General features: G+C 55.8%; 10 protein-coding genes. 4 read left to right on the forward strand and 6 right to left on the reverse strand.

Features of this window, described 5'->3' with window-relative positions; all coding sequences use genetic code 11:
• Window positions 1-171 precede the first annotated feature (171 nt).
• Window positions 172-1,086, forward strand: a complete 915-nt coding sequence (gene yedA, locus ACWHWP_RS14800; protein ID WP_447855895.1) for a drug/metabolite exporter YedA — start codon at window positions 172-174, stop codon at window positions 1,084-1,086.
• Here yedA and ACWHWP_RS14805 read toward each other — a convergent pair.
• From ACWHWP_RS14805 to ACWHWP_RS14815, 3 genes are all read right to left on the reverse strand, one after another.
• A complete protein-coding gene (locus ACWHWP_RS14805; RefSeq protein WP_447855896.1) occupies window positions 1,058-1,549 on the reverse strand; it encodes a very short patch repair endonuclease in 492 nt (163 codons plus the stop codon). The two genes, yedA and ACWHWP_RS14805, sit on opposite strands and share 29 nt — an antisense overlap.
• Window positions 1,530-2,945, reverse strand: a complete 1,416-nt coding sequence (locus ACWHWP_RS14810) for a DNA cytosine methyltransferase (protein ID WP_447855897.1) — start codon at window positions 2,943-2,945, stop codon at window positions 1,530-1,532. Before ACWHWP_RS14810 ends, ACWHWP_RS14805 begins: the two co-directional genes overlap by 20 nt.
• 61 nt (window positions 2,946-3,006) lie before the next feature.
• Window positions 3,007-3,708 carry a phosphohydrolase gene (locus ACWHWP_RS14815; protein ID WP_447855898.1) on the reverse strand — a complete coding sequence of 234 codons (702 nt, stop codon included), beginning with the start codon at window positions 3,706-3,708 and terminating at the stop codon, window positions 3,007-3,009.
• Window positions 3,709-3,992: 284 nt separating this feature from the next.
• On the opposite strand from ACWHWP_RS14815, the gene ACWHWP_RS14820 reads away from it, so the two are divergent.
• Entirely contained in the window at window positions 3,993-5,066 is a 1,074-nt protein-coding gene (locus tag ACWHWP_RS14820; protein ID WP_059310234.1) for a porin, read from the forward strand.
• 52 nt (window positions 5,067-5,118) lie between these two features.
• On the opposite strand, the gene ACWHWP_RS14825 is transcribed toward ACWHWP_RS14820, so the two are convergent.
• Window positions 5,119-5,982: an N-acetylmuramic acid 6-phosphate etherase gene (locus tag ACWHWP_RS14825; RefSeq protein WP_447855899.1), complete on the reverse strand. Its 864-nt coding sequence runs from the start codon at window positions 5,980-5,982 to the stop codon at window positions 5,119-5,121.
• 165 nt (window positions 5,983-6,147) lie between these two features.
• On the opposite strand from ACWHWP_RS14825, the gene ACWHWP_RS14830 reads away from it, so the two are divergent.
• Together ACWHWP_RS14830 and dcuR are read left to right on the forward strand one after the other, a co-directional pair.
• Window positions 6,148-7,764 (forward strand): sensor histidine kinase, encoded by a 1,617-nt coding sequence (locus ACWHWP_RS14830; RefSeq protein ID WP_059310236.1) that lies wholly within the window; start codon window positions 6,148-6,150, stop codon window positions 7,762-7,764.
• Window positions 7,761-8,480: a two-component system response regulator DcuR gene (gene dcuR, locus ACWHWP_RS14835; RefSeq protein WP_063431846.1), complete on the forward strand. Its 720-nt coding sequence runs from the start codon at window positions 7,761-7,763 to the stop codon at window positions 8,478-8,480. The genes ACWHWP_RS14830 and dcuR overlap by 4 nt, the downstream gene beginning before the upstream one ends.
• On the opposite strand, the gene ACWHWP_RS14840 is transcribed toward dcuR, so the two are convergent.
• Together ACWHWP_RS14840 and ACWHWP_RS14845 are read right to left on the reverse strand one after the other, a co-directional pair.
• Window positions 8,461-9,423, reverse strand: coding sequence for an FAD:protein FMN transferase (locus ACWHWP_RS14840; RefSeq protein ID WP_447855900.1), 963 nt, complete (start codon window positions 9,421-9,423; stop codon window positions 8,461-8,463). The two genes, dcuR and ACWHWP_RS14840, sit on opposite strands and share 20 nt — an antisense overlap.
• Before the next feature lie 94 nt (window positions 9,424-9,517).
• Window positions 9,518-12,298, reverse strand: a complete 2,781-nt coding sequence (locus ACWHWP_RS14845) for a flavocytochrome c (RefSeq protein WP_447855901.1) — start codon at window positions 12,296-12,298, stop codon at window positions 9,518-9,520.
• Between the last annotated feature and the right edge of the window lie 108 nt (window positions 12,299-12,406).

Here is a 12,406-nt window from a genome sequence, read left to right on the forward strand (position 1 = left end):
ATCCTTCATTTTTTGGTAATTAGGTGAATAGTATGGAGCAAAAGTGCAAACCCGGAAACAGGCACCTCACGTCAACAAAAAATTAACATCAACTGCACAATTAAAGGACTCGCCAGCACGATAGTTTTCGCGTTTACTATCAGCGACCTTTTTATTACGTCGTGAGGGATTATGCGTTTCCGGCAATTGCTACCGCTCATCGGGGCACTCTTTTCGCTGTACATCATCTGGGGTTCAACCTACTTTGTCATTCGCATCGGCGTGGAAAGCTGGCCGCCGCTGATGATGGCGGGCATCCGTTTCCTCTCGGCTGGCGTCTTGCTGCTCGCGTTTCTGCTGCTGCGCGGACATAAGCTTCCCCCTCTGCGACCGATGCTGAATGCCGCCCTGATCGGCCTGCTGCTGCTGGCGGTGGGAAATGGGTTTGTGACGATTGCCGAGCACCAGAACGTACCGTCCGGGATCGCCGCCGTGGTCGTTGCCACCGTTCCGCTGTTTACCCTCTGCTTCAGCCGCCTTTTCGGTATCCGCACCCGCAAGCTGGAATGGCTGGGGATTGGTATCGGCCTCGCCGGCATTATTCTGCTCAATAGCGGCGGTAACCTGAGCGGGAATCCGTGGGGCGCAGTGATTATCCTGATTGGCTCAATGAGCTGGGCATTTGGTTCCGTATACGGTTCACGCATCGAACTTCCCACCGGCATGATGGCCGGCGCGATTGAGATGCTCGCCGCGGGGATTGTGCTGCTGCTCGCCTCCGCGCTGACGGGAGAAAAGCTGACTACCCTGCCGGGCATGTCGGGCTTTCTCGCGGTAGGGTATCTGGCGCTGTTTGGATCCCTCATCGCCATTAATGCCTATATGTTCCTGATCCGCAACGTCTCCCCGGCGGTTGCCACCAGCTATGCCTACGTCAACCCGGTGGTGGCCGTGCTGCTCGGCACGGGATTAGGCGGCGAAACGCTCTCTTCCGTTGAATGGATTGCTTTAGGGGTGATTGTTTTCGCCGTCGTGCTGGTCACCTTAGGCAAATATTTGCTGCCAGCAAAACCGGTGGTCACCCCTTGCGAGGTGGAGAAACCTTAAGCAGGTGAATGCCCTGCGTGTCGATCTGCGCGGTCTGGCCGCCGCCGCAGATCCACTCTTCCAGCCGTTCGGTCAGATCGGTATCGTTCAGCTTTAATCGGCCTCTCAGCGCACACTCCCAGACGATAAGCACCCGCCAGCCCTGCGCAATCAGCGCGGTGAGATCCCGCCTGTCGCGTTCGACGTTCTTGCCAATCTTCTCCAGCCAGAAATCGGTGCGCGTCGCGGGGACTTTAAACAGGTAGCAGTCGTGATGGTGCCAGAAGCAGCCGTGGGTAAAGATGATGCACTGCCATGCGTCGATGACAAAATCGGGGCGACCCGCCAGGGTGGGATCCTGCACGCGGAACTCAAATCCCGCCTGCGTCAGCAGCCCGGCCAGACGTTTTTCAATGGCGGTGTCACGCGTGCCGATGGCACGCATGTTTTTACTGCGCGTCGCCTTATCGTGAACATCCGTCATTGACGGCCTCACCCTGACGGAGCGCCACCGCCTGTCTGATGCGCGAGGCCAGCAGTTTTGCCACGGCCGCAAACGCGGGAACCACCACCGAATTACCAAACTGGCGGTACGCCTGGGTGTCCGAAACCGGAATGCGGAAGCGGTAACCCTGCGGGGACTCAAAGCCCATCAGCCGGGCGCATTCCCGCGGCGTTAAGCGTCGCGGGCGGTGACGCTGGTTGTGCGGATCGTCGAAATCTTTTTCACCCAGCGCCTTGTCCCAGCCCCTGTCGATGAGGATTTCCGCGCCGTCTTTGTAGTAGCGCGCGGACAACGTGCGGGTCACGCTGTGCGGATCGTTGGGGTTGACCATCCCAAAACCGAAGCCGTTGCCTTTCGCCTGATGTTTCTTGGCATAGCGGTAGAGATATTTCCACAGCACCGGGGTGAGGATAAATTTCGCGTCAACGACAGGTTCCAGCAGGTCGGCCACGGTGGGACGTCGCTCCGGATAGAGAGACGGGATATCCCGCAGGGTGAAATCCCCCTTCAGATTAAGGTCGCGGCGGAAACCCACCAGCACGATACGTTCACGATGCTGGGGCAGGAAATGCTTGCCATCAATGATTTTTGGGTCATCCGCGCCCATGTCCTGACAATCCGCCACGTCATAGCCCAGCTCATCCAGCGTTTGCATGATAATGCGGAAGGTTTTCCCGCCGTCGTGGCTTTTTAAGTTTTTGACGTTTTCCAGCACGAAGATGGCCGGACGACGGGCGTCAATGATACGGGCCACGTCAAAAAACAGCGTTCCCTGCGTATCGCAGGCGAAACCGTGGGCGCGTCCGAGGGCATTCTTTTTTGAAACCCCGGCCAGCGAGAAAGGCTGACACGGGAACCCCGCCAGCAGCACGTCATGCGCCGGGATGGTCTGACGAATGTGTTCGGCGGCCTGTTCATCGCTCACGCCGCTTTTATGGCTCAGGGTGACATCGCGGATATCCGCGTTGAAATGATGCTCATGCGGATCGCAGTACCAGTTAGCCTTGTAGGTACGCACGGCATGTTTGTTCCACTCGCTGGTAAACACGCACTGACCACCGATAGCTTCGAAACCGTGTCGGATGCCGCCGATACCGGCAAACAGATCGATAAAGCGGAAGGCATAGTTCGGGTGCGCAGCAGGAGGACGCGGAAGCAGGTTTTGCAGATAACGAAACTCGCCTTCGCTCAGGCGACGCCCTGCCCGTTCGCTGGTCAGCAGACGTTTAAGAATGGCCGGGCTCCAGTGGCTCTCGCCGTGTGCCACCAGCAGATTTGCCAGCGTTTTAGCATCATAGCTATCCAACAGCTGGCGCAGTAACGCCTGCACCGTTGCCGTTGATTTCTCAGCCTGCTCAGGCGCGGGCTCTGTCACTGATCGATTTTCCTGCATTCTTTTAACCGGAGAAGAAAGACTGGGAACAGATTACCACAGTTCATTCGCGCAAACTGCGACGGAAGCGGCTCAGCACCTGGCTATCCTGCCCAATACAGTCGCCGTGTAGTTCAGCACTCAGTTTCGCCATAAACTGGATCAGGAAATCGGCGTTGTGGCGTGCCAGCTCGCGGCCCATTTCCGTTTGCATTGTATCAGGCAGGCGCAGCAGCTTGGTCTGAAAATGGTCGAGGGCAAACGCGCGATCGTCGAGCGGGCGCGCATCGGCAAAGGGATCGTCCGCGTCAAACAGCGGTACGCCCAGCGCGCCCGAGACGGCAAAGACGCGCGCCAGGCCAATAGCCCCTAGCGCCTCCAGCCGGTCAGCGTCCTGCACAATTTTGGCTTCGATACTCTGCGGCGTAATCCCGGCACTGAAGCTGTGCGCCTCAACGGCATGTTCCACGGCGGCATAGCATTCAGACGGGAAGTCCGGGAAGTCCCGGCGCAGAATGTCACCCGTCTTGCGCGCTGCCAGCTGCGATGACCGGCCGCGTTCAGGATGGTTTTTCGGCAGGCTGACGATGTCGTGAAAATAACACGCGGCCAGGACCACCAGGGGATTTGCCGCCTGGTGAGTCATGATTTTTTGCGCCGTCATCCAGACGCGACGAAAGTGCGAAATATCATGTGCGGTATCGTCGGTCGTGTGGTTTTCCTCGAGCCAGCGCTCAAAGCCGTGCTGCCACCGGGCAAGTTCCATCGTCATGTCCTGTTGTTAAAAAGAGAATGAATTATAACACAACCGAATTAAATCAATTTAATAATAGAATTGTGAAATACTTAATAATAATTACATCATATAAATTCAATTAATTAATTCACAAGAAAAATAAAGAGATTAATAGAAATATTTTGCAATATTTGAACGAATTTAATTACATTTATTTTTGAAACTAAATGACAACTCCTGGAATAGTATCGACCCTGTAATTATGGAGAGTGATTACATATATTCATATAAATTATCTTTCAAGGGAATATATAATGAAAAGAAAAGTTCTGGCTATTCTTGTACCCGCCTTATTAATGGCAGGCGCAGCAAATGCGGCTGAGATTTACAACAAAGACGGCAATAAAGTTGATTTCTACGGCAAGATGGTGGGTGAACGCATCTGGTCGGACACTGACACAAGCAACAGTGAAAATGAAGATACTTCATATGCCCGTTTTGGTGTGAAAGGCGAAACACAGATCAATAACGAACTGACCGGTTACGGCCAGTTTGAATATAACATTGATGCCAGCACACCTGAAGGTGAGCAGGACGAAAGTACACGTCTGGCCTTCGCGGGTCTGAAATTCGCAGACTACGGCTCATTCGATTATGGCCGCAATTACGGCGTGGCTTATGACGGCGCGGCGTATACCGATATGCTGGTTGAATGGGGTGGAGACTCATGGGCTGCCACTGATAACTTTATGACACAGCGTACCAACGGCGTTGCGACTTACCGTAACACCGATTTCTTCGGCATGGTTGAAGGTCTTAACTTTGCTGTACAGTACCAGGGTAAAAACGATAACCGCAATGAATTCAAAGCGAATGGTGATGGTTACAGCATGTCTGTGAATTATAACATTGATGGCTTTGGTTTCGTTGGCGTGTACGGTAAATCCGACCGTACCGATGAGCAGTCTGCTGACGGTTATGGCGATACGGCGGAAGTTTGGTCTCTGTCTGCAAAATATGATGCAAACAACGTTTATGCTGCGGTGATGTACGGTGAAACCCGTAATATGACTAAAGTTGGATACAATGCCTTCGCCAATAAAACCCAAAACGTGGAAGCCGTTGTTCAGTATCAATTCGACTTTGGTCTGCGTCCATCTCTGGGCTACGTATACTCACAGGGTAAAGACCTGTATGCCCGCAATGGTTATAAAGGCGTTGACGCTGACCGCGTAAATTATATTGAAGTGGGTACCTGGTACTACTTCAATAAAAATATGAACGTTTATACTGCCTATAAATTTAACCTGCTGGACGAAGAAGACGGTGCCATCACTGGCAACGCAACTGACGATCAGTTTGCTATGGGTATTGTTTACCAGTTCTAATCATCAAAAATACCAAAGGCCGCAATTGCGGCCTTTTTACTATCTGAAGATCTTACGGCGCTTCCTGCAGCGCCACGCGAATAAACCCGTTATTTTGCGCCAGCAGTTCATGGGCTTTCCACGCATCCAGCCCCGTCAGCACCATCAGTACCGCCGTTTTACAATTATGATTACAGCTCTCCAGCGCGGCTTTTGCCTGCGCCCGGGTGCATCCCCCCGCCTCCATCACAATGGCGATTTGCCGCTCGGCCCATTTGGTATTGTCTGCCTCGAGATCCACGCGCAGGTTGCTGTAAACGCGTCCGGTTCGAACGGCCAGCCCGGTGGTAATCATCGAGAGGATCATTTTTTGCGCAATCCCCGCTTTGGTGTTGAGATACCCGGCAACAACGTCAGCACCCAACTCCGGAGCGATGACCATGCTCGCCAGCTGCGCGGCTTCACTTTGCGCATCACCCGTAATGATGGCGACCGGCGAACCCAGCGACCAGGCATGCCGCATTGCGCCCCAGACCCACGGCGTTTTTCCGCTGACGCTTACTGCCAGCATCATATCGTGTTCACCAAATTTGATGGCCTGCAGGTCGGCAACGCCGCGCTCGTAGCTCCCTTCCCCTTCCTGTGGCGTCACGGCAATCACCGGGGTTTTGCCCGGTGCATAGTCATCTGCAACCTGCTGTGCAACGCAGCCGGACGGCCCGGCGCCGACAATCACCAGCCGCCCCCCGTGGCTGAGGGTCGCGGCGGCGTTATCCACCACGCGGGCGATAGTTTGTAAACAGGGGGTAATAGCAGCAGAAATGAGTGCATCATCCTGGTGAATGACTTTCAGCATGTCCAGCGTGGACAATCTATCAATATTCATCGTGCTGGCGTGCCGTCTTTCCTTGACCGAACCGGTAAGCATAATGCTCATAAACAGCCTCCTTATTATGAGTACCCACACACTATAAAGTGTTTTATATCGATGACCTGCGAGGAGGGTCACGAAAAGAGGACCAAATCCACGGCTTTACTCGGCTTTAAGAAAAGCGCGTCATCAGCGATAATTACCCCCTTTCTTAATCATCGCGGAGTGTTAATGAGCGATTTGCAGCCTTTCCTTCCGACGCGCAAGCGCCCCATGAAGCTGAACACCCTGGTCACGCTGATGGTGTGCGCGATTATCGGTTCAGTGCTGCTGGTGGTCTTTGCGCTCTATGCGGTGCAGATCACCCGGGCAACGCGCGATGACGTCAAAGACACCGCGCTCGGCATTGCCCGCACCCTCGCCGACAGCCCCGAGATACAGCGCGGCCTGATGCAGGCACCGCAGGAGAATATTATTCAGCCCATCGCCCAGGCGGTGACGAAACGAAACGATCTGCTGTTCACCGTGGTGACCGATATGCGCGGGATCCGCTATTCTCACCCGAACGAGGCGCTGCTGGGGCTGCATTTTATCGGCGACGATTTAACTCCCGCGCTGGAAGGCAAAGAGAACGTATCGGTTAACCGGGGCGCGCTCGCCGAAGCGCTGCGCGTTTTTACGCCCGTCTACGATAGTCAGCACGAGCAGATCGGCGTAGTAGCGGTGGGTATCTCCCTCAATAAGGTTGAAGAGCAAATCACCCGCGGGCGGCTAAACGCCGTCTGGACCATTTTGTTCAGCATCTTTATGAGCTCTATGGCAATCTGGGGCCTGGTGCGGGTCCTGAAACGCATCCTGTTCGGGCTCGAGCCTTACGAAATTTCCGCCCTGTTCGAACAGCGTCAGGCGATGCTGCAGTCGCTGCGTGAAGGGGTTCTGGCCGTCGATATTCACGGGCGCGTGACGATGATTAACCACACCGCCAGAGAAATATTGCTTCTGCCTTCCGGCAAGCAGACCGAAAACGCCAGCGCTCCCCTGCTGGCCGGCCTGCGTGAAGTCTCAAAGACGGGCGTCGCGCGCCAGGATCAGGAGATCAGCTGCAACGGCCGACTGCTGCTGTGCAACATGGTGCCCGTTAAAAGTCAGGATCGGGTCATCGGCGCCATCACCACCTTCCGCGATAAAACGGAAATCAGCCAGCTGATGCAGCGTATCGATGGCATGGTCAATTACGTCGACGCCCTGCGCGCCCACACGCACGAGTTTATGAACAAGCTGCACGTCATCCTGGGCCTGCTGCACATTAAGCGCTACGACAAGCTGGAAGAGTACATCATCCAGACGGCGCATCATTACCAGACGGATATCGGTACGATACAGAGCAAGGTAAAATCCCCGGTGATTGCCGGATTCCTGCTGGGTAAAATCAACCGGGCGAAAGAAGCGGGCGTCACCCTGACGCTGGCGGACGAATGCCAGATCCCCGATACCGCCAGCGAAGAACAAGTAGCGGTGCTGGTCACCGTGCTCGGTAACTTAATTGAAAACGCACTGGACGCGATGGAAGGCCAGCCGGAAGGTGAAATAACTCTGCTGCTGCACTATCAGAACGGCTGGCTCAGCTGTGAAGTCAGCGACGATGGCCCCGGCATTGATCCCACGCAGCTGGAGGCTATTTTTACAAAGGGCTTCTCAACAAAAGGTGAAAACCGCGGCGTTGGGCTGTTCCTTGCCCGCCAGCAAATCCAGAACCTCGGCGGCGATATCACCGTCGAGTCTGAGCCAGGCGTATTTACCCAATTTTTTGTTCACATCCCCTGGGATAGCGAGAGGAATATCGCGTGATAAATGTATTAATTGTCGATGATGACGCCATGGTAGCCGACCTCAACCGTCTGTATGTCAACCGTGTTGAAGGCTTTAGCTGCTGCGGCGTCGCCTCCACGCTAAACCAGGCCGAGGCCATCATTAATAACCCCAGCCAGCCTGTCGATCTGGTGCTACTGGACGTCTATATGCAGCAGGATAACGGGCTGGATCTGCTGCCCGTTATTCGCGCATCCGGCCGCCCAATCGATGTGATTATGATCTCCTCGGCCGCCGATGCCGCCACGATCCAGACCTCCATCCATTACGGCGTGGTGGATTATCTGATAAAGCCGTTCCAGTTCCCGCGCTTTGAAGAGGCGCTGAACGGCTGGAAGGCAAAGCACAATCTGATGGGATCGCACCAGTATTATGAGCAGGCGGACGTCGACCGGCTGATCCACGGCGGGGCGCCGGAGCTGGCGGACAGTAAAAAGCTGCCGAAAGGGTTAACGCCGCAAACGCTGCGCACGATTTGCCAGTGGATCGACGCACACCCGGAGACGGAGTTTTCCACCGATGACCTGGCAAGCGCGGTCAATATCTCCCGCGTGTCCTGCCGCAAATATCTGATCTGGCTGGCGCAAATCAATATTCTGTTCACCAGCATTCACTACGGCGCCACCGGGCGTCCGGTGTATCGCTACCGTCTCCAGCCGGAGCAGACGGGCCTGCTCAAGCAATACTGCCAATAACGCGGTAGTCGTTATCCAGCAGGGTAAAGCGGAAGTGGTGTGCTGAAGAGAACACCACTTCTTTTGTTTTGGTCACAAAGATAGCGTCAATATCGGGGCGCGCGCGCAGGGCGGCGCAGCCCTTTTCCACGCCCAGGCCGTACATCAGCGTGGTCCAGATATCACCGTCGATGGAGTTTTTAGAAATAATAGTCACGCTATCCAGTTCGTTATCCAGCGGATACCCGGTGCGCGGATCGAGAATGTGGTGGTAACGCCTGCCGTCCTGTTCAAAATAGCGCTCGTACGTTCCCGACGTGACGACCGACAGGTTCTCAACGGTCAGGGTGCCAATGAGCGCTTCTGCGGCGAACGGTTTTTTAAGCCCCACGTTCCAGCCCCCTTCCGGCGAGCCCAGCGTCTGGATATTTCCGCCGAGGTTGATAAGCCCCAGCTCAGCGCCCTCTTTATGAAGGTAATCACGCACCCTGTCGGCGATATACCCTTTGGCGATGGCCCCCAGATCGATCTCCATACCCGCTCTGGCCAGAAACACGCTGCTGCTGGCCTCGTCAAGAATGACGTCCTCAGGATGGGTAATCGCAAGCAGCGACGCAATTTCATCGGCAGGCGGAACGCGGTCTCCCTGGAAGCCAATTTTCCAGCGCTTCACCAGCGGGCCAATGGCCAGGTTAAAGGCGCTGTCGTTGAGCAGGCTTGCCGCTTTTGCACAGCGGATCAGCTCAAACACCGGTCGGCTGACGGTGACCGGATGCTGGCCGGCCGCATGGTTGATGTCCATCACCTGCGAGCGTGCACGGTTGACGGTGAGCAGATCTTCATACTGTTTGATCAGGCGAAACACGCGGGACGCGAGGGCTTCGTCATGGGAGAAGAGTTTCAGGAGGATGGGTGAGCCCATCAGGACGGCGGAGTAACTGTAGACGCGGTTGTCATTAGACATGGCATGTTTCCTCAGATGTAGCCCCGGCAAGCACCGCGCCGCCGGGGAAACTGCCGGATAGCGCTGCGCGTATCCGGCCTACATAACAGGTGCCTTACGTTCTTTTCGAGCGCATCGCCGCCTGATGTCCGGCAAGCGTACCAAAAATAATGATATCTGCCACCGCGTTACCGCCAATACGGTTACCGCCGTGGATCCCGCCGACCACTTCACCCGCCGCAAACGCCCCTGGCAGCACGTTGTGGTTGCCGTCCAGCACGCAGGTTTCGGTGTTGATGGTCACGCCGCCCATGGTGTGGTGCACGCCCGGCGCAATCTGAATGGCGTAGAACGGCCCTTCATTGATTGGCGCACGCAGCGCGGTGGTACGGCCAAAGTCGTCATCGTGCTGTTTTTCAACGAAACCGTTGTAGCGTTCCAGGGTCGCCAGGAAAGCGTGGTAATCCATGCCCAGCGCCTCGGCCAGGGCTTTAGGCGAGCTGGCGCTGGTCACAAAGCCTTTGGCGATGTACTCATCCGCGGCTTTGTTTTTGGCACGGACATGCTCGTCAAAGACGATGTATGCGTATTTCTCCGGCAGCGCGATGATTGACGCCGAGACTTTATCGCGGGTCGACATCTCGTTAAAGAAGCGGTTCCCCTGCTGGTTGACCAGAATCGCCCCGCCGCCGCGGATGGATTCGGAAATCAGGTACGACGTTTTCTGCTCAACGGTCGGGTGGATCTGAATCTCACCCATATCGACCGTACCTGCCCCAATACGTTCCAGCAGCGCGATACCGCCGCCGGTCGCCCCTTTGTGGTTGGTGGTGACGAAACCTTCCAGATCCGGACGATATTTAACAACCATCTGGCTGTTGGCGCTGAAGCCGCCGGTGGCGACAATCACGCTTTTGGCTGCCACGGTGAGCGTTTCGTTCTCTTCGGTGGTCAGGCGCACGCCGGTTACTTCGCCGTTTTCGACGATGATGTCGCTGACGGAGGTATCCAGCATAACCTCGATGTTGCGTTTGTTGACGTTACGCACCAGGCCGCTGATCAGATAGCCGCCTACCGCAGAGCCGTCTTTTGGACGGTGAGTACGGTCGATGCTCATCCCGCCGGTGGTGGTGATGTCATTCAGCATAATGCCGCGCGTTGCCAGCCACTCAATCGCCTGCGGCGCGTTCTCAACAAAGCGGCGCAGCAGTTCCGGGTTGTTCTTGTTGCCGCCGCCTTTCAGGCTTTCCTGATAGAACAGCTCTTTGCTGTCCTGAATGCCTTTCACCCGCTGGAAGCGCGTCTCTGCGGCGTTCATCCCGGCAGAGGCTTTAATGGTGTTACCGCCGATGGTTGGCATCTTCTCAACAATCAGCACGCTTGCGCCTTCGTCGTGGGCCTGAATGGCCGCGGCCAGACCGGCACCGCCGCTGCCGACCACCACAACGTCCACGCAGCGGGTTTCATTCGGGTCAACGCCCTCTTCTGCCGCCAGCGCTTTGCTGGATTTCAGCATCGCTTTAGAGACCGCTTTTTTCACCGCTTCGCTCTGGCTGGTTGCGCCGGTGATGGCATCGACGTGCGGGGTATTGGCGTCCAGAATGCGGGTACGGATCTCTTCAAAGCTGGTAACGAACTCAACGTCTTCGCTCGGGCCAGACGCCAGCTCGATATCGGCAATGCGATCGGTCTCCAGGCTGACGTTAATCACCAGCTCGTTCGCGTCATCCTGCACTTTCTCCGCAAAGGTGCCCGGTTTGAATTTGGACTCGCCCATGCTCATGTCGCGGATCATCGCCTCCACCAGCGAGAAGCGCCACAGCGGTTCAGGAATGCTCAGCTCCTCGCGTTTGGTGCTGTCCATAAACAGCTCCAGGCTTTCGCCGGACGCGATGCGGTCGGTCCAGTCCGGGTAAGCGATAGTCGCGCGACCCACGGCAATCAGGTCATAACCATGATCCAGCGCCTCATTGACGTCCGCGGCATTCACCACGCCGCCCACGCCCATGACCGGAACCTGTGCCAGCGTTTCTGAACGCATGGCGCAGTATTTTTCAATAAGCGGCGTCGGGTCCTGGGTATCGACGATGGAAGGTCGCAGGGTGGCGCCGACGGAGAAGTGCAGATAATCCACGCCGCGCGCCGCCAGTTTCTCCAGCAGGTACATGGTGTCGTCAAAGCGAATGCCCGGGACTTCCATCTCTTCAGGGGAGAAGCGATAGCCAACGATGAACGCATCGTCCGCGTACTGGCGCACCATCTTGTGGGTGATATCCAGCACCGCCAGCGGGAATTTCGCGCGGTTATCGCGGCTGCCGCCCCACTCGTCGTCGCGCTGGTTTGAGTTCGGCGAATAGAACTGCTGAATCAGGTAGGTGTTTGCGCCGTGGATCTCCACGCCGTCGAAGCCGGCCTGAATAGCGCGGCGTACGGCTTCACCAAACTTGGCGATCATGCCTTCGACTTCTTCGCCAGTCAGCGCAACCGGCGTTGCTGCGCCCTCACGCGGCGCGGCAACAGCGCTTGGGCCAACAGGCGTACGGCCACCGATCAGTTTCGGGTCAACCATGCGGCCGCCGTGGTAGATCTGCAGCAGCGCCTTAGAGCCTTTGGATTTAATCGCCTCCGCGATTTTCGCCAGCCCGGCGATTTTTTCGTCATTATCAATACCGATCGCACCCGGGAAGGCGAGACCGAGATCGTCGATGAAGCAACACTCAACGATGATGGTGCCAATGCTGCCGGAACGGGCCCGATAGTACTCCACCAGCTCGCTGGTGACGGTGCCGTCATAATAGCCGGTACAGGTTGTCATAGGGGCCATTAACAAACGGTTTTTCAGTTCAGTGCCATTCGGTAATGTGAAGGGGCTAAGAATGCGTTCGTTAGTGCTCATAATAGAAACTCCAAACTTTTAAAAATTAAGAATTCGTTATCGGATTGGTTTTTATTTCGTCGTTATTTGCCGATGTCATGATATTAATATAATGATTTTTTTAGTTTC

The sequence above is a fragment of the Enterobacter sp. WI-ESBL-E8 genome, assembly GCF_053364895.1.

Excerpts from the sequence above, each read along its gene's own strand:
- yedA (WP_447855895.1), top strand. The coding sequence starts at position 172 with ATGCGTTTCCGGCAATTGCTACCGCTCATCGGGGCACTCTTTTCGCTG.
- ACWHWP_RS14815 (WP_447855898.1), bottom strand. The coding sequence starts at position 3,708 with ATGGAACTTGCCCGGTGGCAGCACGGCTTTGAGCGCTGGCTCGAGGAA.
- ACWHWP_RS14825 (WP_447855899.1), bottom strand. The coding sequence starts at position 5,982 with ATGAGCATTATGCTTACCGGTTCGGTCAAGGAAAGACGGCACGCCAGC.
- ACWHWP_RS14830 (WP_059310236.1), top strand. The coding sequence starts at position 6,148 with ATGAGCGATTTGCAGCCTTTCCTTCCGACGCGCAAGCGCCCCATGAAG.
- ACWHWP_RS14840 (WP_447855900.1), bottom strand. The coding sequence starts at position 9,423 with ATGTCTAATGACAACCGCGTCTACAGTTACTCCGCCGTCCTGATGGGC.
- ACWHWP_RS14820 (WP_059310234.1), top strand. The coding sequence starts at position 3,993 with ATGAAAAGAAAAGTTCTGGCTATTCTTGTACCCGCCTTATTAATGGCA.
- ACWHWP_RS14845 (WP_447855901.1), bottom strand. The coding sequence starts at position 12,298 with ATGAGCACTAACGAACGCATTCTTAGCCCCTTCACATTACCGAATGGC.
- ACWHWP_RS14805 (WP_447855896.1), bottom strand. The coding sequence starts at position 1,549 with ATGACGGATGTTCACGATAAGGCGACGCGCAGTAAAAACATGCGTGCC.